Raw genomic sequence first — 23,522 nt, forward strand, 5'->3', positions numbered from 1 at the left:
GCGTTAGTCTGTCTCCGGTTCAGAATCTGGTTTTGGGGTATCGTCCTCGGTGGACGTTTCGTGAAGGTTAAAAATGGGGCGTGAAACGTTTTCGAACTGCTTACGCATATATTCAGCTCGAAACGCATCGCGAGCGTTAGAGTCGATCTCTTGGCCGGCGTGGTATTGGACGTGTCCCGGCTGACACTCGATGAACATCCGATCCACGATGTTGCGCGTCTTTTCCGGGAACATCTCTAGGTCCACACCAAAACGCACAAGCGAAGCGAGATTCATGCACTCGGACGAGGTAAGGAGATGGCTGTTCTGCAAGATACCGTAAGCTCGGCCGATCTTGTCGTAGAGCTTATTAGGGTCCTTCTCCAATATCTTCTCCCGGGCGTTCATCTCTTGGTCGATAATAGTACGAAGCACCGAAGAAAGTCGTTTCACAATTTCTTCCTCCGATTCACCAAGAGTCGTTTGATTGGAAATCTGGAAAATACTGCCGCTTGCGTCCGAGCCCTCTCCAAACAAGCCACGCACCGCGATTCCCAACTGGTTCACGGCCCGAACGACCTTCTCCATCTGGTTGGAAATGACGAGAGCCGGCAGGTGCATCATGGTGGAAGCCCGCATGCCCGTACCCACATTGGTCGGGCAAGCCGTCAAGTAACCCAACTTGGATGAAAACGCGAAATCGAGCTGCTCCTCGAGCGCCGTGTCGATCGCATCCGCCGCATTCCAGACGCTCTTGAATCGATAGCCAGATTTGATGACCTGGATTCGCAAGTGGTCCTCTTCGTTGATCATCACAGAGATCGATTGATCCTTGCTGATCACTACCCCAGCCGCATCCGCATGGCCCGAAAGCTCGCGACTAATCAGATGACGCTCGACCAAAATCTGTCGCTCAAGGTCGGAGAGCGATTCAATTTCCGCGGAAATCCCCCGCTTCATCTGCGAAAGAGAGGCCACGGAGGGCAAACATGTCTCAAGAACCTCCTTGCGACGTGTCTCTTTGGCCCACCCGGGGAAAGGCGTATCCGCCAAATTTCGAGCCAAACGGATACGGGTCATCAAAACCACCGGACACTTCTTCGAGCCCGACTCGGTTACTTCGGATTTCCCGCCAAATATGCTTTTTATCAACATCTAGCCTAATCCTCGAGGGCTGCGGCTTCCATCGCCTTTTTAAGTTCAATGATCTCGTCCCGCATCCGGGCAGCGTCTTCGTAACGCTCGCTCGAAATCGCTTCCTTCAGGTCGTTCTCCAAGCTTCCGAGGCGGTCCATGAACGTCGCTCTTTCGAGAGCCCGTTGCGGAACCTTCCCCTTGTGAGAATCGCCCTTGTGCATGTTCAGCAATGCAGGCGAAACGACGGTTTCAAAGGTCTCGTAGCAGACCGCACAGCCGAGACGCCCCGACTTCTTAAATTCACGCTGCGTGCAACCACACTCCGGACACGACAAGGCCGAGGTCTCCGCTCCTTGGTTCGACTCTGGTTTTACGAGCAGATCAGCGAGCGAATAGCCGGAAGGATCCGTAATCCCCTTCTGTTCCGCGCAATTCTCGCAAAGATCGATTTTGTGGATCTGATTGTTGATGATCTGCGTCAGGTGAACAGTAGCAGGTTCGCTGCAGACATCGCATTTCAGTGGCTTCGCCATTAGGTTCTAAAAATTTGTTGGGATTGGTTAAACTAGGCAATTTGCGCCGTAGGCTCTGGCACGGGCCTGACAATGCAAACGCCATGCCATGTTTGCCGGACCGTATGCGTACTGTCCAACATTATTGAAGACGAATCGCTCAAGCTCAAAGCGTCACGAGCGATTTCCGCTTATTTTACGATAATTCGCCCTTCTTGCCTGCAAAAGCCCTCAATCAGGCTGGCGAGCAGCCTCCTAGATCAGAGTTCCGTGAGTGCTCACTTCCTCGTGAAAGGCAGCGTGCAACTTTTTGGTCACCGGACCGGGGGATCCAGTTCCGATCTTTCTCGAATCCAATCCAACCACCGGAATCAGCTCCGCAGCCGTTCCCGTGAGGAAACACTCGTCGGCATTCCAAATCTCGTAACGGGTCAGGTTTACCTCCTTTACTTCATAGCCTTGCGAGGTAGCGATATCCATGACCGCTTGGCGAGTAATCCCGCGCAACGCCCCATTTGAGGCATGCGGAGTAAAAATGACTCCCTTGTGAACGATGAACAAATTGTCTCCCGTACACTCCGCCACGTTGCCTTGGTCATTGAGCATGATCGCCTCCAACGCACCCGCTTGAGCCGCCTCGACCTTAGCCATCACGTTGTTGAGGTAGTTCAGGGATTTCACTCCAGGGTTCAGGGCCGCCGAATTGGTACGCCGGGTCGGCACCGTCACGATCTTAAGCCCCTCCGTATAGCACTCCTCCGGGTAGAGGGCGATTTTGTCCGCGATGATGATCAAAGACGGCTTCGGGCACGAGCTCGGCGAAAGCCCCAAACTGCCCGGGCCACGAGTGACGATCAGTCGAATATAACCGTCACTCAAGCCATTGACGCGACACGACTCACAGACGAGTTCCGACAACTCGTCCCGAGTCCAAGGCATGTCCAAAACGATCGCTTTCGCCGAATACTCCAAGCGCTCCAAGTGCTCATCGAGACGGTAGACACAATTCTGGTAGATGCGAATCCCCTCAAAAATGCCGTCACCATACAAAAGCCCGTGATCGAACACCGAAATCTTTGCCTCGTCCTTCTCTACAAATTCTCCGTCCAGATAGATCTTCATACCTCGCGTATAAGTGTAAGCCCTTCGTGCACTGGCAAATAAATAGTGAAACGATGCCCTGTTCGCAGTCCCAGACCACCGCAAGTTCCCCCTAGACGATTAACAACCCAACCCGCCGTAACAGAGCGTGAAGCCCCTTACGTATCAGCTTTTCCCTTAGAGACCCGTAATGTATTTTCCAATCCCGTCATCATAGTAAATCCGCTGATCCCCCACAGAGCCTGTCTTAACTTGAAGAAATCCAAGTGTAACGCTTATGTAAAAGCTTAATGGGCGATTGCGGCCTGTTATTCAATTCGACCCAAAACCCACGTATTTCAGCCATGTTAAAGCCAAGCGACACCAAGAAGGGCTTCACGCTCATCGAACTCCTGACCGTCATTGCGATCCTCGCAATCCTCGGCGCGATCATCTTCCCGACTGTCGGTCAATTCCGCACACTCGCCAAAAAGACGAGCGACTCGAACGACCTGAGAAATATCGTTCAAGCCTCCCAGATGTTCGCAGCCCAAAACGGCGAACGCCTCGTGGGAGCCGACCAAGTTCTTGGCACGAATGGAGTCACCACAGGTACTGCCGACTTGGTGGACATCGCATCAATCCTCGCCTACGGTGGAGAACTGACTGACCCTGCGAACTGGGTTAGCGCGAATGATGCAAGCCGCGGCAACGGATCAGGCGCCCTCTTCACGGAAGACGACACAGACCCAGCCAACATCGTATATGCAGCCGGATCAGGCTACGCTCCTGAGGACTTATCATACTCCTACGTCACAGGCCTAAGAACGTCAGACAGCGCGACCACACCAGTCGTCTTCACCAGAAAGTCATCGCTGACAGATGCGACTTGGGCAGCAACAGACCCTTATGGCACCGACGGCGGTCACATCGCGTTCCTAGGCGGAAACGTTAGCTGGTTCGACACCATCGATAGCAAACTGATCAACGTGAGCGACGGGACATCAACCAACAGCCTCGCCGACGCAGTACCTGGCGGACAAAGCAGCATCCTCCTTCCGGTCGCCGCAGGTCAATAGAGCAATCTTAATTTCCTTCACGCCCCAACCAGAAACGGTTGGGGCTTTTTCGTCCCCAAATCGCAGCGCTTGAAATTTCGCCTAAGCCTTCTTCGTCACCTTAGCACGTTTCCGATCTGGATAAAGCGTCGTACAAATCGGGCAAACAGTCCCATCGCAACCACGTGCCGTGCAGTGCTCCCGCCCATAGTAGATGATTTGCAAGTGAAGGTGATTCCACCGCTCCTTTGGAAAGAGTCGCTTACAATCCGCCTCGGTTTGAGCTACATTCTTCCCGTTTGTAAGCCCCCAACGCTGAGCCAAGCGGTGAATATGAGTATCCACAGGGAAACTGGGATGGCCAAACGCCTGAGACATTACCACAGATGCCGTCTTATGTCCCACACCTGGCAGGGCCTCGAGCGCCTCGAAACTCGCCGGCACTTCGCTCCCATGCTCCACCACCAAGATTTCAGACAGATCCCGTATCGCCTGGGACTTACGCGGTGACAACCCACAGGGCCGAATAACCTCACGGATCTCGTCGACCGGGATCTTTCGCATCCCCTCCGGTTCATCCGCCAACTTCCAAAGATCAGGCGTCACCTTGTTCACCCGTTCGTCCGTGCATTGAGCCGACAACAACACTGCTACCAGCAAGGTATACGCATCCTTATGGTCCAACGGAATGGGTGGATTTGGATAACGTCTCTCCAACTCCGCATCCACGTAGGCAGCTCGCTCTTTCTTAGTCATAAAATAGCTAGCAGCGACCTTCTCCGCCAAAGACAACCTCAGACTCGCAAAACAACAAAATTCTCCAACAGCGAGCGATTCCCTCCACTCCTCGAATTTTCCAAAATGTCGCATTGATTTGCACCCGTCCTTTTCTACTCTCCCGCCCATGCCAACCAGCACCGAGGCCAATCCGCAGAAAACGACAAACATCAGCCCGCTCGCAAAGCTCGACCAATTCGCGCCACGCCACCTCGGCGCAGTAGGCGAACAAGCCGACGAGCTAGCCCAAACGGTAGGCTTCGATTCAGTAGACGAACTCGTCGATCAAGCGGTACCCGCGTCCATCCGGATCGATTCGCTCGATCAACTTCCAGCCCCCATCGGCGAACACGACATGCTCGCCGAACTGAAAGGCATCGCTGGCCAAAACAAGGTAAACAAATCCTACATCGGTCTCGGCTACTTCCCGACGATCACTCCCCCTGTCATCCAGCGAAACATCCTCGAAAACCCAGGCTGGTACACCCAATACACCCCTTACCAAGCAGAGATTTCCCAAGGCCGTATGGAGGGCCTCCTCAATTTTCAAACCATGGTCTCCGACCTGACAGGATTGGAAATCTCCAACGCTTCCCTCCTCGACGAAGGAACCGCCGCAGCTGAAGCGATGGGGCTCGCATTTTCCCAAGTTGGACGCTCCGGAAAAAAACAGAAAATCCTCATTTCTAAAGACTGCTACCCACAAACAATAGAGGTCACAATCGCTCGAGCCGAACCGCTCGGCATCGACACGGAAATCGTAGATTTTAGTCAGCCATTCGATCTCGAGGGCGTATTCGCAGTCTTGTTACAGTATCCAGACGCGAACGGACTCGCCAAAGATTTCTCCGCGATCTCCGAACAAGCGAAAAGCAAAAAAGTGATCACCATCGTGGCCACCGATCTGCTCGCTCTCACGCTTTTCAAATCCCCCGCCGAACTTGGTGCCGACGTAGCGATTGGGAGCGCTCAACGCCTCGGAGTCCCCATGGGCTTTGGCGGACCACACGCAGCCTTCTTCGCCACACGAGACGCCTACAAACGCAAAATCCCCGGCCGTCTCATCGGCGTATCCAAAGATCGCTCAGGCAACCCCGCGCTTCGCCTCGCTCTGCAAACCCGCGAGCAGCACATTCGCCGCGATAAAGCGACGAGCAACATTTGCACAGCCCAAGCGCTCCTCGCAAACATCGCGGCCGCCTACGCGGTATACCACGGACCACAAGGGCTACGGGACATTGCAGCCAGAATTCAGCTGCTAACAAAACTAAGTGCCAACGCGCTCACAAACGCTGGATACCAAATACAAGCAGGAACACGGTTTGACACAGTCACCGTCGAATCAGACGCGGCGAAGATTTCAGAAATCCAAGCTTCCGCTGAAAATGCCGGCATCAACCTTCGCAAGATTTCAGAAACCTCCCTCGGCTTCTCCCTCGACGAGACAACTTCTCCTGAAGAATTAAGTGCCCTACTTGCAGTTTTCGGAGTTGTCCTGCCTCCTGCAGAACTCGAATCCCAAGCCACCCAAGCCAACAGCCCAACCGAGCAAGAACTAGTACGCGTATCAGATTTCCTGACACACGAAGTCTTCAACTCGTACCACACAGAAACCGAGATGCTGCGCTATCTCAAGCGCCTCGAAAACAGGGATCTCTCGCTCACCACTTCGATGATCCCGCTCGGCTCCTGCACAATGAAGCTCAATGCAGCTGCCGAGATGCTCCCCATAACATGGCCAGAATTCTCAAACATCCATCCATTCGCTCCTAAAAGCCAGGCAGTCGGTTACCTTCAGCTAATCGAACAGCTCGAGAATTGGCTTTCAGAGATCACCGGATTCCACTCCACCTCGCTACAACCCAACGCGGGATCCCAAGGCGAGTACGCCGGTCTGCTCGCCATTCGAGCCTACCACTTGAGCCGAGGCGACACTGACAGAAACGTCTGCCTCATCCCAATCTCCGCTCACGGCACAAATCCAGCATCAGCCGCCATGGCTGGACTGAAAGTCGTCACCGTCGCCTGTGACGAGCAAGGCAACATCGACGTCGAAAACCTAAAAGCGAAAGCCGAACAACACGCGGAAAAGCTTTCCGCCCTGATGATCACCTACCCATCCACACATGGAGTATTCGAATCATCGATACGAGAGATTTGCCAAATTATTCACGACAACGGCGGCCAAGTTTACATGGATGGAGCTAATATGAACGCCCAGTGCGGTCTCACCAGCCCAGGCGAAATCGGCGCCGACGTTTGCCACCTTAATCTCCACAAAACGTTCTGCATTCCTCACGGCGGAGGTGGACCGGGCATCGGCCCGATTTGCGTAGCGGAACACCTGGCTCCGTTCCTTCCCGGACACAAGCTGAGCGACTCAATCCAAGGAGATCAACGGATCGGGGCCATCTCTGCAGCGCCCTACGGCAGCGCCAGCATTCTGCCAATCTCTTGGGCTTACATCCGCATGATGGGAGCGGACGGCATCACAGACGCCACGAAAATCGCGATTCTCAACGCCAACTACATGGCCAAGCGTCTCGAAAAGGATTTCAAAATCGTCTACCGCGGTGAAAGCGGCCTCGTCGCTCACGAGTTCATCATCGATTTCCGCGACTGGAAAGAACAAGCGGGAGTCGAGGTCGAAGATGTCGCGAAGAGACTAATGGACTACGGTTTCCACGCCCCCACCATGTCCTGGCCCGTTCCAGGCACCATGATGATCGAGCCAACCGAAAGCGAATCGAAAGCCGAGCTCGACCGCCTCTGCGACGCTCTCATCGCCATAAAATCCGAGATGCTTCAAATCGCCTCCGGAGAATGGCCTCAGGATGACAACCCTCTGAAGCACGCGCCGCACACCAGCCAGTCAGTAACAGCATCCGAGTGGAGCCACCCGTACTCACGAGAGCAAGCTGCATTTCCCGCGTCTTGGACACGTGAATACAAATACTGGCCTCCAGTCAGTCGAGTAGACAACGTCTATGGAGACCGGAACCTTGTTTGCTCCTGCCTCCCCCTCGACTCGTATTCAGAAGAGGACTAGTTCAGCTCTTCAATCATCTCCGCTTCTACCACAGCAAGCGTAGATTCGAAGACATCGCCTAACCGAATTCCTCGATAACGAGACGCCGCTTCGCTACGCATCGGATCCGGATTTCCGCGGATCGAGTCGATCACTCGGTCCGCCACGAAACGAGACACTGCCAAGCTTTGCGCCCAGTCGTCAGAATCCTCGCCCTTGTTCTTGGAGAACTGAACACCAATCGGAGCGTAAACACTCTCGGAAAAGCCCCAAGACTTGAGCGCATAGCTTCCTACCTCCGCATGAGTCATGCCGAATTCTGCCCGCTCAGCCTCAGCCAAACGGCGAAGCGTTTTCTCTTCGAAACAAAGATCCTTCATTTTGCTTTGCTTCACCGCTTCATTCACGACGATTTTCCCGATCGAATGCAAAAGCCCGATCGCGTAAGCTGTCTCGGCCTGCTCCGTTTCGCCTTGATACAGATAGCGCATCGCAGCGCCGCTCGCCAAGGAACGGTTCACAAACGAACTGCCCGACAGAAAGTAAGTCGCCAAGCTCTGCGGAATCACATTCTTCAGCCAAATCCTCAGAGCGATGCGTCCCAAACGCTCCAACCCAATCGCATTCACAGCATCCTCCAATGAATCCGCGCCGCGCGAACCATAGACTGCGGAATTGGAGCTGCGAACCACTTCGACCGACAAAAAAGGATCCTTCCTGATCAAACTAGCCGCTCCATCCAAGTCCGCGTATTGGTCCTGTGTGTAGAAGTAAAGAGCACGACTCTTATCGGTGGGTGTAGGAAAAGCCTCTATGCAAGAGAGAAACGCCCCCCTCCAGTCTGAATCGGAAGGAAGCGGCCGCCCTCGCGCCTGTGTGATTGGGAATGGATTCTGCATGAGTACGCCTTTGTGCCGACAACGAATCGGTCGAAACACCACTATATATACGTCCCGCAGGAGGAATTTGGAATAGAGTCTTTCAACATATCGAATGAACGAAAGAACCTAAGACTACGTATACGCCGCTTCCACGAAACAACCACCTCCATCGGCACCACTCCTCAAAACAGCATTCGCCCAGATCAAGAATCAAAGATACGCCATTGATCTCTCGAACTACGCCCCTAGCGTCCCGTCATGGCCTTGATGAATTTTGAGTTCTTTTCAGAGACACTGAGCCTCGCTTCAGAGGTAAACGTCGTTTTCAGCCAACGAAGCAAAAAGCAATTAGGCAGCGATCACAAAAGCCCGGTGCTCTACCTGCTGCATGGACTCTCAGACAACCACAGCGCCTGGCTCCGAAAGAGCTCCATCGAACGCTACGCCGAAGAGTACGATCTCACTATCGTCATGCCCGCCGTACACCGGAGCTTTTATCGCAATACATACTCAGGGTATCGATATTTTGACTACGTTGCCCACGAACTCCCTGAATTGTGCAAAACCTATCTGCAAATCTCGAAGAGCCCCTCGGATACCTTCGTCGCAGGCCTCTCGATGGGAGGGTATGGAGCCTTCAAGCTCGCTCTGACTCATCCCGAACAATACGCTGCAGCCGCTAGTCTATCCGGTGCTCTCGACCTCGCCAGCCTCGTTCACCAAAAGGACGAACTCTTCCCAGAATGGCCACATATCTTCGGTCCAGATCAAAACGTTGAAGCAAGCGAGGACGATCTGCTCCATCTAGCATCTGAGCGAAAAAAGGAAGGAGTCTCCCTCCCGAAGCTCTACCAATGCTGCGGAACGGAAGACTATCTTTACCTCGCAAACCAAAGCTTCCTTTCGCACAGCCAGAAAATCGGCCTTCCTCTCACCTACGAAGAAGGTCCGGGAGAACACGTTTGGTCCTACTGGGATGTACAGATTCAGAAAGTCCTCGAGTGGCTTCCCATTCGAAAACTTGAAAAAGAAGGAAGCTCCCCTGATACCGATTCGAAAGCACCAGCTTCCTAAAGCCGATTTTCAGAATGAACAAAAGCATCGCCACAAATATTGCCGCGACCCTGCTCCTGCTAATTGGAGCAATCCTGCCAGAATCAGAACTTCGCCCCTTCGTCCTCAACGCCGGAATTTTCGCCCTCGCAGGAGCGATCACGAACTGGATCGCCGTTCACATGCTCTTCGAGAAAGTCCCCGGACTATACGGATCAGGAGTCATCGCCGCCCGTTTCGAGGAATTTAAGAGCGCGATCCATAAACTGGTGATGGAAAGCTTCTTCACCGAGGAAAACTTCATGAAGTTCGCCGACACCGCCCTGCACCAGGGTATCGATGCGGAAGCAATCGAGAGAAATATCGATATGGACGAGCTCTTCGAAGGTTTTCTGAAGGTGGTTTCCGATTCGAAATTCGGCGGCATGCTTTCCATGTTCGGCGGGACAAAAGTGCTCGAGCCCCTAAGAGATCCCTTCAAGGACGAGTTTAGAGCTCGATTAAAACAAATCGTGGCCTCCCTCGACATTAGCCACTCGCACTCCTCCTTTGAAAAAGTCCAGCCGCTGATCGAAGGCCTCGTGCGTGGCAAACTCGACGAATTAACCGCTACCCAAGTCAAAGAAATCCTCTCTGACCTCATCCGGGAACACCTCGGTTGGCTCGTCGTTTGGGGCGGCGTTTTTGGCGCTTTGATCGGGATTCTTTCCACTGGACTGCAGATTCTCTTTTTATAGCCGATCAACGAAATCTACAAACCTAGACCCAAGCTTGTAATCCAAGGCTTTGTCCCGCATTTGCTTACAGCAACTCCTCTCTCAAAATGATCCGATCCACCAAACTCCTAATCTGCGTCTTAAGCGGAATCGCCGCCTTCGCCACAACGATTACCCAAGCCGGACCCCGCGTCGCCGGAGGCGATCTGACGATTCTCGGAACGGTTGAAGTAACAGAAACGGATCGCGCAAGTCCCAACGCCACAAGCTCCTCAGACACGATTTTCCGATTCACACCCGCCTTCAACTGGGCTCGCGAGTCAAACCGGATGGCTTTGAGCTCCAGCCTAAGCTTCCCGATGAGTCGTTACGAAGACAACGACGCTCTAGATTCAGACTCGATCAGCTTCAGCCTGAATGGAGAGATGCCATTCGGAAACGGACCGAAGCTATCCGGCGACTGGGGAATCAGCTATTTCGACGGCGTTCAGGCAAGTTACTTCACCAACCAAAACCTAGATTCGGAAGACTTCTCAGCCAACGCTTACATCGATTATCTCCTTCAACGTAAATTGAGCTTCCGATCACGAATCTCCTATCAGGATCGCTCTAGCAATGGAATCGAGAGAATCTCTTCGAACGATCACAAGACGACTTTGTTCGCAGCAGGACTCCACTCTCGAGATTTCATCAGAGGTAGAATCGGACTTTACGCAGAATACGTAATCCAAGAGCGCAAAACCAATAGCAACCAGCAGAATGAAGGTATCGACGATACCGACGACGGCCTGAATTTCGGAATTACTGGGCAAATTCTCCCGGAAAGACTATTCCCCAAACTAGACGCAGACCTCTCATTCGGATTCACTTCAACAGGAGTCGATTCTTCGAACTCAAACACGAACTCCGGAGATGAAAATCGCCTAACTCTGAACGGTCGCCTCGCCTACCCGTTCAATCCCAAAACCAACGTAGCTCTTACTTACAACCGGAATCTCGACATCACCGATGACGACCAAACAGTTGAAAGCAGCACTTTCGAACTCTCTCTAGACTACACCCCCAAACAGAAGCTTTCGTTCGTCAGTGCCATAGCATTCGAAAGCAACGACTACATCTACGATATAAATTCCCGCAACGACGATGTCTTCCGCTTCTCGTTCGGAGCAAACTACAGCATTCGATCGAATTGGTTCGCTTCCTTCAGCATCGACCACCGTGACTCGTCATCGAACAACGCCATCAGCGACTACGATTCCACCCAATTTACCCTATCCACCACGATCCAATTCTAATAAGATTGTCCAAGATTTAAGATAAGGGACAGCTCTCCGATGTAATTTTAAGAGCTTTAGCTTCAACTAAATATGCTTGCTTGCAAAGCAGCTTCATAAAAGTTAAGCATTTAAGTAAAACCTGATCTGCCCCCTACAACCGAGCTACAAAAATCCATGTCCACCAGAGTATTCATCGTAGACGATCATCCACTCGTACGCCAAGGCTTGACCCAGATTATCGGTGGGCAAGAGGACCTCGAAGTCTGCGGCGAAGCAGAAGACTCCTCAAGCGCGATGCGCGGCATCGACAACACGAATCCAGACGTGGTCATCGTTGATATCTCCTTGCAGGGCAACAACGGCCTCGAGCTCATCAAAAACGTCAAGGCCATCCACGAGAAGCTGCCCATCCTCGTCTTCTCGATGCATGACGAGTCTATCTACGCTCAGCGTGCCCTTCGCGCTGGAGCAAAGGCCTACGTCATGAAGAAGGAATCTTCTGACAAAATAGTAGACGCCATTCGCAAAATCTTGAAAGGCGAGATCTACGTCAGCCCTCGTGTAGCTGATCAAGTCCTACACCAGATTGTAAACGGCCCCAGCAACGCCTCTGCCTCCCCAGTCGACCGCCTCACCGACCGCGAGCTCGAAGTAGTCCAACTCATCGGTCGTGGCCTTTCTACTCGCGAGATCGCCGAAAGCCTTCACCTGTCTGTGAAAACCATCGAATCACACCGAGCTCACGTGAAAGAAAAACTCAATCTTCGCAATGCCACCGAGCTCGTCCAATTCTCGGTCCAGTGGGTCGATCAGCAGGAGAACTAAGGTTCCCCCAAGAATAGACTTTCCAAGGCGACTTCCAATCGAAGTCGCCTTTTCTGTGCCCACAAAGCTCCCCGTAGCCCAAAGCGCTCAGGGGCCCATTCAGAGAATCGCCGTCGGAGAAGTAAATTACTCACTCCTTTTTGCCAGTCTCGCTCCAGACGTCGCCCGATTGTAAAAGAGATACGCAAGATGCTAATCTGTCGTCACTTAACGAACACGACATGATTTTAGCATCCCCCCTCAAGCAAGTCCTCTACATCGACGAGCAACCGGTTTGCCACGCAGGCCTAGACGCCTTTCTCAACGACAATCCCCAGTATGCGCTCGCCTACTCAGCACGCACCTCGAACGATCCCAATCTCCCCGAGTCCGTAGATCTCGCCATCATAGAGATCACCTCCACCAGACCCCAGGGAATTTCCGCCGTACGAGATCTAAAAAACCTCTACCCCGAGACCCCGATACTCGTTCTCAGCACCTACGATGAGTGTATCTACGCCGACCGCTGCCTCAAAGCAGGCGCAAGAGGCTTCATTATGAAATCGGCTTCACTCACCGACCTCAAACAGGCGATCGAAACCGTATCCGAAGGAGAACTCTACGTCAGCGAAAACGTAAAATCCCTCATGATCAACCGCTTGGCAAATCCGTCCTCCCCCGAAGCCAACGCCTCCTTCCACAACCTTTCCGACCGCGAGCTCCTCATCGTCGAGCAAATCGGTCTGTCAAAAAACAATAAAGAGATAGCTCAGGCGCTGCAAATTAGCGTAAAGACGATAGAATCCCATCGTTCTAGAATTAAAGCTAAGCTTCACTTAGATAGCCCTCAGGATCTCATGCGCTACGCGATGCGAATGCATTACTTCTAAATCGAACCCCAAACAACAACCGATTCTCCCTTGGCTAAGTGACTCCCCAACATAACGCCTCCTCAAATACTCTCACAGCCCTCCTAGCCGAAGACGACACCCTCATCAGAGAACTCGTGGCCGGCTACCTCAACGAGCTTGGCTACATAGTAAAAGAAGCTCCCAATGGAGCTGATGCTCTGCAGCTCCTCGACGAGGATCCCTCAACCCCCTTCGACCTGATCGTGACCGATCTTCTTATGCCCAAGGCAAGTGGAGACGCTGTTATCGAGCACGCACGCAAGTCAGGAGCATGCAATCGCTTCCTCGTCATGTCGGGCAACCCTTTCGATGCCCAGGTGCACTCGCAAAAGACCTCACCCGACTCCTGCTTCCTCGAAAAACCTTTCACTTTCGGCGATTTCGAGGCGAAGCTGAATCGGCTTGAGAACGGCTCCATCGAGTAGCTCATCTGGATTTCGAAGCCTACACCACTCTCCCTGCATTTTGTTATTGCGCCGAGAGGGATTTACTCTCTTTTAGACCGCTTTCACGCAAGAGTCTAGCGGCTACACCGTTCGTCTCCGCGGGAGCACCTCACTTGAGGTGTCAGCGTCTAGCCCAGCGAAACCTTGGCTAGGGACCAGCCAAACTGCTCGTCCGTCCTTCCGTGCAAATTCGAAAAACGAACACTAAAATGGCAAACAGCAAAGCAGTAGATAAGGCCAAGATCATTGGCGACTTCAAGACACACGACTCAGACACCGGTTCTGCAGACGTTCAAATCGCCCTTCTCTCGGCTCGTATCAACCACCTCACTGAGCACCTTCGCTCCAACCGCAAGGACTTCCACACACGCCGTGGTCTCCTCGCCCTCGCCGCTCGCCGTCGTAAGCTTCTAAACTACCTCAAGAAGAACGACCTCGAGAAGTACAACGAGCTTCTCCAGCGCCTCAACCTCCGCAAATAGTCGCGGATCCTCACGAGGACTCAAACGAACGGTCACGCATTGCAAACTCAGCTGTGATGATCCCCTTTCAAGCCTGCGAATTTCGATTCGCGGGCTTTTTCAGTTTTCAAATTTCCAACTAACTAAAAACAAAACACACGCGACGACCCGGTAGAACCCGATCCGTCTGGGGAAATTTCCGCATGTCGCGCCTCGCTTCAAAGCAGGTCGCCACATCCCGAAATCTCTTCAGAATTTAGACCGATCCCGTTCGCCGAGCCGTCGACAAAAAAGACGTAAGTAAATACATGATACAGAAACATAGCATCACTGTAGACGACCTCGACATCACATTCTCCACAGGCGACGTGGCAAACCTCGCCTCCGGCGCCGTGACTGTCTCAACCGGCGAAACCTCCCTCTTCGTTTCCGCAACTGTCGCCAAGACAATCCGCGAAGGCCAAGACTGGTTCCCACTCACCGTTGACTACCGCGAAAAGTACACTGCCGCAGGCCGTATCCCAGGTGGTTACTTCAAACGCGAAGGCCGTCCTTCCGAAAAGGAAATCCTCACTTCCCGCCTCTGTGACCGTCCTTGCCGTCCACTCTTCCCGAAGGGCTTCCTCAACGAAGTACAGATCATCGGTTTCCTTCTCTCCGCTGACCAAGTAAACGACGCGGACATCCTCATGGTGAACGGCGCATCCGCTGCCCTCGCCATCTCCGACATCCCTTGGAACGGCCCAATCGGTGCCGTTCGCGTCGGCCAGATCGACGGCAACTTCGTCGCCAACCCAACCATCGAAGAGCAATACGCTTCCGACCTCGACCTCATCTACGTTGGTACGAAGGAAGAAATGCTCATGATCGAAGGTTCTGCGGATCAGATCTCAGAAGAGCGTTTCCTCGAAGCCCTCGAGTTCGCTCACGAAGCCATCCAGCCAATCATCGCTGGCATCACTCAGCTCCGTGAAGAGGCCGGTAAGGAAAAGAAGACTTTCCCACTCTGCGTTCTCGACGACGAAGTTCGCCAAATCGTTAACAAGCTCGTTGGTGACCGTATCGGCGAAGCCTGTGCCGCAGGCGACAAGCAAGAGCGCAACGAGAAGATCGACGAGCTCAAGGGCCTCGCCGAAGGCACTCTCCAAGAGAAGTACGGCGACGACTACAACCCAGCTCAGCTCAACATGGCAATGGAAGAGCTGCTCGAGCACACATACCGCAGCTCTATCCTCGAAAAGGGCGTCCGCTCCGGTGGCCGTAAGCCAAACGAACTCCGTGAGCTGAAGTCAAAGGTCGGCGTAGTACCTCGCGTACACGGTTCCGCCCTCTTCTCTCGTGGCGAAACTCAAGGTCTCGTCCTCACAACTCTCGGCCCTGCAAACGAAGCACAGAGCCTCGACGCCATCACTGGCGGCCCGACTCAGAAGTCCTTCATGCTGCACTACAACTTCCCTCCATTCTCCGTTGGTGAGACAGGCCGCTTCGGCAGCCCAGGTCGCCGCGAGATCGGACACGGTGCACTCGCTGAGCGTTCGCTCCTCCCAGTCGTTCCATCCGAAGACGTATTCCCATACTCGATCCGCATCAGCTCCGAGATCATGGCGTCCAATGGTTCGACTTCCATGGCTTCCATCTGTGGCGGCTGTCTCTCCCTCATGGATGCAGGTGTACCAATCACCGATCCAGTTGCCGGTATCTCCGTTGGTCTCGTCTCCGAGTTCGACGAAAACGGCAAGCCAGGCAAGCACCACATCCTCACCGACATCCTCGGTGAAGAAGACCACTTCGGTGACATGGACTTCAAGATCGCTGGTACCAAGAACGGTATCACCGGTTTCCAGCTAGACCTTAAGATCAACGGTCTCCCATTCGACATCGTTAAGGCATCCGTAGCTCAGTCTCGCGAAGCTCGCCTCGAAATCCTCGCCAACATGGCAGAAGCGATCGACGCTCCTCGTGAAGAAGTTGCAGCGACTGCTCCACGCATCACGACTGTTCAAATCAACCCAGAAAAGATCGGTGCCCTCATCGGTCCAGGTGGTAAGAACATCCGCCGCATCGTTGAAATCACTGGTGCTCAGATCGACATCAACGAGGACAACTCCGGCCGCGTGAACGTCTACGCAACAAGCGAAGAGTCCATGAAGCGTGCCCTTCACGAAGTCGACCTCGTCTGCGGCGAAATCGAAGAAGGCAAGATCTACCGCGGCATCGTCAAGGCCACCAAGGAATTCGGCTGCTTCGTCGAAGTACTCCCTGGCCAAGAAGGTCTCGTACACATCTCCGAGCTCGCAGACTTCCGCGTCCGCAAGACCGAAGACGTCTGCAAGGCTGGCGACGAAATGGTAGTCAAGTGCCTCGGCGTCGACGAGCGTGGACGCGTTCGCCTCTCCCGCAAGGCAGCTCTCGAAGAACTCGAAGCTCGCAAGGCAGCTAAGCAAGCAGCCGCAGAGGCTGAAGCCGCTCCAGAAGAGGAAGCCCCTGCTTCCGAAGAAGAGCCCGAAGCTCCAGAAGCAGCAGCTGAAGAGTCCAGCGAAGAGGAAAAGGCCGAGTCGTAACCTCCCTTTGAATACAGCGTCCAAGGCCCCAAGCCTTGGACGCTTTTTTTATGGTAGCGGCCATCGCCCCCGATGGCCACATTCCTACCTACAGCCTAAACAACTAAGGCCTAACCAACCTCATGAAAAAAATCCTGATCGTAAACGACGACGGAATCGATTCTCCCCTCCTTCAAGCTCTCGTATCCAGCTTCCAACGACTTGGCGAAGTCGTAGTCGCAGCCCCTCAATACGAGCAAAGCTGGGTTGGCAAATGCATGAGCCGCTTCAAGGAAGTAGACGTCATCGAGCGCAAAGATCTCCCCTGCGAAGCCTACTCGATCTCCGGCTCCCCCGCTGACTGCGTAAACCTCGCTCTCGGCCACCTACTCCAAGAGAAGCCGCTCGCTGTCGTATCCGGCATCAACGTCGGCCACAACGCCGGCCTCGCCTACATTCTTTCTTCGGGCACCGTCGGTGCTGCCCTCGAGGGCGCGCTCCACGACATCCCATCATTCGCCGCTTCCCTAGGTCTCGACCGAGACGACTACGATCGCCTCAAAGACAACCCCCAAGCCCTCGGCAAAAAGCTCGGAACGAAAGCCAAACTCGCCGCCGAAATCCTAGCCGAATTCGCCGAGCGCACCCTTGGATCAAACGAGCCCTCCTACGGCGTCGTTCATAAACTCAACTTCCCTTCCGCCGCTATCAGCGAGGAAACAGAAATAGTGCACTCAAATCCCGCCCGCACCGAAGCAGGTAGCTTTTTCGCCCAAACCGGCAACGCCTACAAATTCATCTACCGCGAACTCGGCGAGAACAAAGCAGCCACACCTACCGACAGAGAAACGCTCAAGGCAGGTAACATCAGTTACTCACGCCTCGATTTCTCACAGATCGGCCGCCTTAGCTGAGCTTTCCCGATTTCTCTAGAGCTTCCGCGACTGTCTCACGCGCCCAAAGCGCCATCCGCTTAGGGCGGCGTCCCGCGACGTCATCGTCGATGTAGTCTTTCGGCTCCGGCAAATTAAAGGGCTCGACCTGAAGATTCAACGGACGGCCCGTTCCTGTGGGTATATCGATATTCTCCTCGAACTCGTGGTAGTTGCTCACGAGCAGATAAGGAACGCCACTCTTCACGAAATTCTCGAGGAAAGAGAATATCAAGTCGTACGAGAAATGCAGAAGCACGTCCCGACAAAACCAGACATCAACTTCCGGCGGCTCGCCCGAAACGATGTCGAAGTGAATAAACGACGTGGACTCGTCTCCGTAGGACGCCTGGTTTTTCTCAACCATTTCCTTTACGATATCGCCACCGATATACGTCACTCCTGGCCGCTTGATTTCCCTGAACCAATTGTAGTCGCCACAAGGAGCATCGAGCATTCGCGTGAAATTGTGCTTCGCTAGAAACGCAGGCAACTCGTCTCGCAACAAGGCCGTTTTCTTGAGAGTCGAACCAGAGCCAGAGCGCGTCTCCTCGCCTCCACCCGACCAAGTGTTGTTTTCGTAATAGCTGGTGAAAAGGTCTTCCACCGTCTCGAACTTATCCACCTCCAACTCCTTCGCTGATTTTTTAATACGACGCTTTTTATCCAGGAGCCTTAGTTTCGAGAAGAGCTTTTTCATGTAGCTCCTGTATTTCCTCAGCTAACCGTTAGGTCAAAGGCTTTTTATACCCTGAGCAGCCCTGCGATTGACAGCCACATACTCCCCGCTTACACACCTCGCTCCTTTAATCGAACACGCGAATGAAACCCGCCAATAAACCGAATCGTCCTTACTTCTCATCGGGCCCCTGCTCGAAGCGTCCGGGCTGGAGCCTCTCCGCCCTCGAAAACGCATTAGTCGGCCGATCCCATCGCGCCAAGAACGCCAAGGCCCGCATCCAGGAAGTAATCGATCGCTCCAAGCAGCTTCTCAACCTCCCGGAAGGCTACGTCTGCGGTATCGTCCCAGCATCTGACACAGGCGCCGTCGAGATGGCTCTCTGGTCATTGCTCGGTGCTCGTGGTGTCGACATGCTCGCATGGGAATCATTCGGTTCCGGTTGGGTGACCGACGTCGTTAAGCAGCTCAAGCTCGACAACTCTCGCAAGCTCGAGGCGCCCTACGGCGAAATCCCTGATCTCAGCCAAGTCAACTTCGACAACGACGTTGTCTTCACCTGGAACGGTACCACCTCCGGAGCCAAGGTTCCAAACGGAGACTGGATTCCAGACGATCGCGAAGGTCTAACAATCTGTGACGCGACTTCAGCCGTATTTGCCATGGAACTACCATGGGAAAAACTCGATGTTGTGACCTACTCTTGGCAGAAGGTCATGGGCGGCGAGGCTGCTCACGGCATGCTGATCCTCAGCCCACGCGCAATAGAACGCCTCGAATCCTACACTCCAGCTTGGCCGCTTCCAAAGATCTTCCGTCTCACTAAAGGCGGTAAGCTCATCAGCGGCATCTTCACCGGAGCAACCATCAACACTGTTTCCATGCTCTGTGTGGAAGACGCGCTCGACGGTCTCAAGTGGGCTGAAGAAATCGGCGGGCTCGATGCCTTGGTTAAGCGTTCCGACGCCAACCTAGCGGCAATCGAGGCATGGGTAGAAAAGAGCGACTGGATCGGCTTCCTCGCAGAGGACAAAGCCATCCGCTCAAACACTTCGATCTGCCTGAAAATCACAGACAGCTGGTTCACCGCGCTTTCCGACGAGGAACAAGCGGCAGCAGCGAAGAAGGTTGTCTCAATCCTCGACGCCGAAGGCATTGGTTTCGACTTCGGAGCTTACCGCGACGCGCCAACAGGATTCCGCATCTGGGGCGGAGCGACTGTCGACACCGCTGACATCGAAGCCCTTCTCCCATGGCTCGACTGGGCCTACGCGGAAGTGAAGGCAGGAGCCTAGACAAATCGCATTTAAAACACGAAACGGCCACTCTAGCAGAGTGGCCGTTTTTCGTAGCGCGGTGCTTCAGCCCGCGACCACTCAAACAACAAAGCTCCACCGTGAAAAATGCAACGTTACATTTTTCACGGTGATTCCCCTCCTCAAGGTCATGTTTCTCGCTACCCCCTCACGATCGGTTTCTTGTCCCACGGGAGCTTCACCTTCTCGAGCGTCTTATCCCAGACTTCGTATTCTTGGAAAATCTTGCCGGGATTCAAAATCCCCTTCGGATCGAGGGCTTTCTTGATCGCTTTCATCGCTCCCATTTCCGCCTCGTTACGCGCCACCGTCATAAACGGAGTCTTCGCGAGGCCGATCCCATGCTCGCCGGATATCGTACCACCGAGCTGACAAACCTTCTTCATCAAGTCAGCGACCGCACACTTCGCACGTTTGCACTCCTCCTTATCACTTCGGGTGTACATGATGTTCACGTGAAAATTGCCATCCGCAGCATGCCCGAAAGTGGGAGCGTTGATCTTCCACTTCTTCTGCATTTGCTTCAAGAAGCGAGCAAACTTCGCCTGACTCTCCAGCGGCACTACAATATCCTCGTTTATCTTTGAATCACCCATCGAGAACATCGCTGGCGAGCACGCACGTCGAGCTGACCAAAGAACTTCCGTCTCCTTCTCAGTCTTCGCCTCACGGTAGGCCAAGCCATTTTCAGTCGCCCACGCGAGCGCTCTCTTTTTGTCGGCACGCAACTGGGCCGCATTTCCATCAAACTCTACCAGCAACAGCGGCTTCAGCGACAAACCTTCAAAGAGCTTAACACCAGCGATCTCTTCAGCGCAGTAGACTGAGTTCTGGTCCAAAAATTCCAAAATCGAGGGATTCTGTCCCTCTCCCAACAATTTTTGGACCGCCTCCAGCGCCTTAATGTCGGAATCAAACGCCACAAGGATCGTCCACTTTTTCTCTGGCTTGGGCAGCAAGCGCAGGACGGCCTTCGTCACGACACCAAGTGTACCTTCACTTCCAACCCACAAGTCGCGGATGTTGTACCCAGTCGCAAACTTCTTGTATTCACCACCCCAAGACACCTTCTCTCCAGTCGGTAAGTAACCCTCGAGAGCTAATACAAAATCACGAGTCACGCCATACTTCGCACAACGCATCCCGCCCGCATTACATGCGATGTTTCCACCGATAGTACTGTATTTGAGGGATGATGGATCGGGTGGATAAAACAGTCCCAGCTCTTCTGCCGCTGCCTGAATCTGCCCTACAACCGCACCCGGGCCAACGATCGCCATAGACTTGGTCTTCTCGATCTTGATGCGATTCATCTTCGACACATCCAAAACCCAGCCTCCTTTTGCCGGTGCCGCAGACCCGGTCAAGGAAGTCCCCGCTCCTCTCGTGGTCACTGGCACACCGTGCTCGTTAGCTAGCTTCAGGGTAACTCCCACATCCTTCTCCGATCGTGCAATGACTAAAGCATCATAAGCGAACGCAAGTTTGAGGCTGTCGAAGGACGCCATGTACTTCTGGTCGCCCTCAAGCTTGACCTTTCCTTTCCCCAGTTTGTCGAGAAGCGCTTTTGTTGCCAATTGCCGTTTCTTGGATGTGCGTGCCATAAGGGCGGAGAACTACAACACGCCCCCGAGGAATCGCAATCGTCTATTTTAGCAGCTGCTTGAGCTTAGCTCCAGAGAGTAGAAGAACTCCAAAATACGCCGCAACTCCAACGCCAATTGAACCAAAGACGATCAGCAAGCCACCAAGCGAACCCTCTCCACATCGGGTCGCCAACCAGCCTGAAGCAGCAATCACCAATAGCCCCATTAATACTGCAGCCACCGCGATGCGTGAGACATCCGGAATCAGACTCCGCAAACTCGTATCCACATTTTTGCGACTAAGTGCAACATGAAGAATCACGGTTTGAACAATGGCGGCCGTATTGGTCGCGATGGCTAATCCAACAGCGCCGTACGGTTTCATCAGCATGACACTCAACACCACATTCACGATAAACGCTACAACCGCAGCCCGAACAGGGGTTCTAGTATCTTTCAACGAATAGAACGCTCGAGTTTCTACCGAAACGAACGAATAGAACGGCATGCCAATAGCGAATACGATTACCAGTGGAACAGCTCCTGCAGTATCGCTGCTCGCGAACTCTCCTCGCTCAAATAATAGTCCGATGATCTCCGGCGCCAAAACCGACAAACCGATCGCCGAAGGCACTGCCATCAAGAGGCAAAGCAAGATTCCTTTTCGGTAAGTCTCGGAAAACTCCCCCAGCCGATTGCCAGCAATCGCTGCAGTTAGACTCGGAAAAACAACTGTGGAGATAGCGATCGCAAACACGCCAACCGGAAGCTCAACCAAACGATTAGCATAATACAGAAGGGACGCGGCCGAGTCATCAACTGCGAGCGCCAATCCGCGACTAACCATGATGTTGATCTGGAAAACGGCGGCCCCGAGAATTCCAGGAACGGTAAGGAACGCGACCTCTCTCACGCGTGGCGAAACCGAGAAGTCAATCCGTGGCCTCCAACCTTCTTTGGTTAAAGCAACAGCCGGAGCTAGCATTTGCAGCGTCCCGCCGACCATAACTCCCCCGCAAAGCCAATACGTCTTCGTCTCGAGATCAGCGCCTAGATGCCACCCGGCAATCCCTAACGCAATTACGATACTCGTGTTCAACCAAACGGAAGTCAGAGCTGGAATGCCAAAACGAGAGAACAGATTCAAGGCCGCCGACAAGATCGCAGCGACACAGATCAACAATACATAAGGGAAAACGATTTGACCGAGCTTAGCAGCGATAACCCATTTTTCGGATACACTCAAATGCTGAAGCACTTCCAAACCAACGAAGGCCAAAAGCGTGATTCCAAGGCAGATCACAACAAGCCAGCTTAGAATCTTGTTTACCAAAACGTGTACCGCAGTCCGCCCGTTTTCCTCTAGCTCTTCGCTCAGATTCGGCATCAAGGCAGCCGTCAACGCCCCCTCTCCCAGCAAACGACGGAACAAATTTGGCAGGGTAAACGCTGTTATGAAGGCGGAGTTCCATACGGTAGTACCAAGCATATAGCTCGTCATCATATCGCGCAGCAATCCCACTACGCGCGAGATCATGGTGAACGCGGATACGAGTCCGATACGTTTAACAAGCTTAGCCATCAGCAAGGCATATTCCTTGCTTGGAACCGAACAGCAAGCCTTTACCCCAAAGGCTCAGCACTAGAGCAAGACGTATCCAGAAACTAGGCGCGACGAAGGCCAACTTCGGTAATCAACTTACCCGATTCCACTTCGATGCTCTTGATATTCTGCCACATCTCCAGGATGTCTTCCGGCCACGGGGTTTCAGCGACTTTCGACTCGATCATCGAGGTAACAAGTCCAGCAAAACCAGGAATAGGAAGGGAATTCACGCGAAGACTATTAACAACCAGCTCCGGCCCAGCGTCGCTGTTCTCAAACCCGAGATCAGCAAGCACGAGCACTTCAAACGGGCTTCCCTCCGGGTCTACAGTAATCTTGAGAGTCGCGTAAATTTGATCGCCGCTGATACGGACATTAAACGGTCCAATATTCGCAGGTTTCTTCCCCCCTTCCTCCACGACGGGGTCGCCAAATTTGATGTTCTTGAAAAAGCGGTTGACCTCAGCCTCGCTAAAAGAAACCGGTCCATTCGTGCGACGTTTAATGCGGCTTGTCCCACTTCGAAGATTTGCAGACTCACCTGCATCGACTCTTCCCGGAGTGAAGTACGTATTATAATCGCCAACCTTCGTATACTCGTCCTCCTCAGGAACCGTAGTCACCGTGACAGGTGAGCGAGACAAGAGCACAGAAATACCAAGCAATCCGCCCAGAACCACACCAGAAGTGGCTGTTAGAATCAGCGTTAGGAGCTTTGGCTCCTTCGGTTTCATTTTCTTCAT

General features: G+C 53.4%; 21 protein-coding genes. 12 read left to right on the plus strand and 9 right to left on the minus strand.

The genetic code is table 11. The features are described from left to right. Positions 1-3: 3 nt before the first annotated feature. The 3 genes from JIN87_RS00905 to ilvE form a co-directional block, all read right to left on the minus strand. Complete coding sequence (locus tag JIN87_RS00905; protein WP_200353619.1) at positions 4-1,134, minus strand: protein arginine kinase; 1,131 nt, start codon at positions 1,132-1,134, stop codon at positions 4-6. Positions 1,135-1,139: 5 nt separating this feature from the next. Further along, positions 1,140-1,649: a UvrB/UvrC motif-containing protein gene (locus tag JIN87_RS00910; protein ID WP_200353620.1), complete on the minus strand. Its 510-nt coding sequence runs from the start codon at positions 1,647-1,649 to the stop codon at positions 1,140-1,142. A 234-nt stretch (positions 1,650-1,883) separates the two neighbouring features. Then, complete coding sequence (ilvE, locus tag JIN87_RS00915) at positions 1,884-2,750, minus strand: branched-chain-amino-acid transaminase (protein ID WP_200353621.1); 867 nt, start codon at positions 2,748-2,750, stop codon at positions 1,884-1,886. A gap of 323 nt (positions 2,751-3,073) precedes the next feature. Between ilvE and JIN87_RS00920 the strand changes: the two genes are divergently transcribed. Continuing rightward, the gene (locus JIN87_RS00920; protein WP_200353622.1) at positions 3,074-3,787 is read left to right on the plus strand and encodes a prepilin-type N-terminal cleavage/methylation domain-containing protein; all 714 of its coding nucleotides are present in this window, start codon (positions 3,074-3,076) and stop codon (positions 3,785-3,787) included. An 81-nt stretch (positions 3,788-3,868) separates the two neighbouring features. Here the strand turns inward: JIN87_RS00920 and JIN87_RS00925 are convergent, their stop codons facing one another. Further along, positions 3,869-4,522: an endonuclease III domain-containing protein gene (locus JIN87_RS00925; RefSeq protein ID WP_200353623.1), complete on the minus strand. Its 654-nt coding sequence runs from the start codon at positions 4,520-4,522 to the stop codon at positions 3,869-3,871. Between the two features lie 148 nt (positions 4,523-4,670). On the opposite strand from JIN87_RS00925, the gene gcvP reads away from it, so the two are divergent. After that, positions 4,671-7,592: an aminomethyl-transferring glycine dehydrogenase gene (gcvP, locus tag JIN87_RS00930; protein ID WP_200353624.1), complete on the plus strand. Its 2,922-nt coding sequence runs from the start codon at positions 4,671-4,673 to the stop codon at positions 7,590-7,592. Here the strand turns inward: gcvP and JIN87_RS00935 are convergent. After that, complete coding sequence (locus tag JIN87_RS00935; protein ID WP_200353625.1) at positions 7,589-8,470, minus strand: HDOD domain-containing protein; 882 nt, start codon at positions 8,468-8,470, stop codon at positions 7,589-7,591. The two genes, gcvP and JIN87_RS00935, sit on opposite strands and share 4 nt — an antisense overlap. 240 nt (positions 8,471-8,710) lie before the next feature. Here JIN87_RS00935 and JIN87_RS00940 point away from each other — a divergent pair, with 240 nt between their 5' ends. From JIN87_RS00940 to surE, 9 genes are all read left to right on the plus strand, one after another. Beyond that, complete coding sequence (locus JIN87_RS00940) at positions 8,711-9,526, plus strand: alpha/beta hydrolase (protein ID WP_200353626.1); 816 nt, start codon at positions 8,711-8,713, stop codon at positions 9,524-9,526. A 14-nt stretch (positions 9,527-9,540) separates the two neighbouring features. Further along, complete coding sequence (locus tag JIN87_RS00945) at positions 9,541-10,242, plus strand: DUF445 domain-containing protein (RefSeq protein WP_200353627.1); 702 nt, start codon at positions 9,541-9,543, stop codon at positions 10,240-10,242. A gap of 86 nt (positions 10,243-10,328) precedes the next feature. Continuing rightward, positions 10,329-11,516: an outer membrane beta-barrel protein gene (locus tag JIN87_RS00950; protein ID WP_200353628.1), complete on the plus strand. Its 1,188-nt coding sequence runs from the start codon at positions 10,329-10,331 to the stop codon at positions 11,514-11,516. 156 nt (positions 11,517-11,672) lie between these two features. Continuing rightward, positions 11,673-12,323: a response regulator gene (locus tag JIN87_RS00955; protein WP_200353629.1), complete on the plus strand. Its 651-nt coding sequence runs from the start codon at positions 11,673-11,675 to the stop codon at positions 12,321-12,323. A gap of 221 nt (positions 12,324-12,544) precedes the next feature. Continuing rightward, the gene (locus JIN87_RS00960) at positions 12,545-13,192 is read left to right on the plus strand and encodes a response regulator transcription factor (protein WP_200353630.1); all 648 of its coding nucleotides are present in this window, start codon (positions 12,545-12,547) and stop codon (positions 13,190-13,192) included. A 38-nt stretch (positions 13,193-13,230) separates the two neighbouring features. Then, entirely contained in the window at positions 13,231-13,638 is a 408-nt protein-coding gene (locus JIN87_RS00965) for a response regulator (RefSeq protein ID WP_200353631.1), read from the plus strand. A 230-nt stretch (positions 13,639-13,868) separates the two neighbouring features. After that, complete coding sequence (gene rpsO / locus JIN87_RS00970; RefSeq protein WP_200353632.1) at positions 13,869-14,141, plus strand: 30S ribosomal protein S15; 273 nt, start codon at positions 13,869-13,871, stop codon at positions 14,139-14,141. Positions 14,142-14,428: 287 nt separating this feature from the next. Beyond that, the gene (pnp, locus tag JIN87_RS00975) at positions 14,429-16,681 is read left to right on the plus strand and encodes a polyribonucleotide nucleotidyltransferase (RefSeq protein ID WP_200353633.1); all 2,253 of its coding nucleotides are present in this window, start codon (positions 14,429-14,431) and stop codon (positions 16,679-16,681) included. Positions 16,682-16,803: 122 nt separating this feature from the next. After that, complete coding sequence (surE, locus tag JIN87_RS00980; protein WP_200353634.1) at positions 16,804-17,574, plus strand: 5'/3'-nucleotidase SurE; 771 nt, start codon at positions 16,804-16,806, stop codon at positions 17,572-17,574. Here surE and JIN87_RS00985 read toward each other — a convergent pair. Then, positions 17,567-18,292 (minus strand): class I SAM-dependent methyltransferase, encoded by a 726-nt coding sequence (locus JIN87_RS00985; protein ID WP_200353635.1) that lies wholly within the window; start codon positions 18,290-18,292, stop codon positions 17,567-17,569. The genes surE and JIN87_RS00985 overlap by 8 nt on opposite strands. A gap of 122 nt (positions 18,293-18,414) precedes the next feature. Between JIN87_RS00985 and JIN87_RS00990 the strand changes: the two genes are divergently transcribed. Then, positions 18,415-19,566: a phosphoserine transaminase gene (locus JIN87_RS00990; protein WP_200353636.1), complete on the plus strand. Its 1,152-nt coding sequence runs from the start codon at positions 18,415-18,417 to the stop codon at positions 19,564-19,566. Positions 19,567-19,727: 161 nt separating this feature from the next. On the opposite strand, the gene JIN87_RS00995 is transcribed toward JIN87_RS00990, so the two are convergent. The 3 genes from JIN87_RS00995 to JIN87_RS01005 form a co-directional block, all read right to left on the minus strand. Further along, positions 19,728-21,191 carry an FAD-binding oxidoreductase gene (locus tag JIN87_RS00995; RefSeq protein ID WP_200353637.1) on the minus strand — a complete coding sequence of 488 codons (1,464 nt, stop codon included), beginning with the start codon at positions 21,189-21,191 and terminating at the stop codon, positions 19,728-19,730. Between the two features lie 43 nt (positions 21,192-21,234). After that, entirely contained in the window at positions 21,235-22,755 is a 1,521-nt protein-coding gene (murJ, locus tag JIN87_RS01000; RefSeq protein ID WP_200353638.1) for a murein biosynthesis integral membrane protein MurJ, read from the minus strand. An 83-nt stretch (positions 22,756-22,838) separates the two neighbouring features. Further along, entirely contained in the window at positions 22,839-23,522 is a 684-nt protein-coding gene (locus tag JIN87_RS01005; protein ID WP_200353639.1) for a hypothetical protein, read from the minus strand.

This window comes from Pelagicoccus mobilis (assembly GCF_016595505.1).
Classification (GTDB): Bacteria; Verrucomicrobiota; Verrucomicrobiia; order Opitutales; family Opitutaceae; genus Pelagicoccus; species Pelagicoccus mobilis.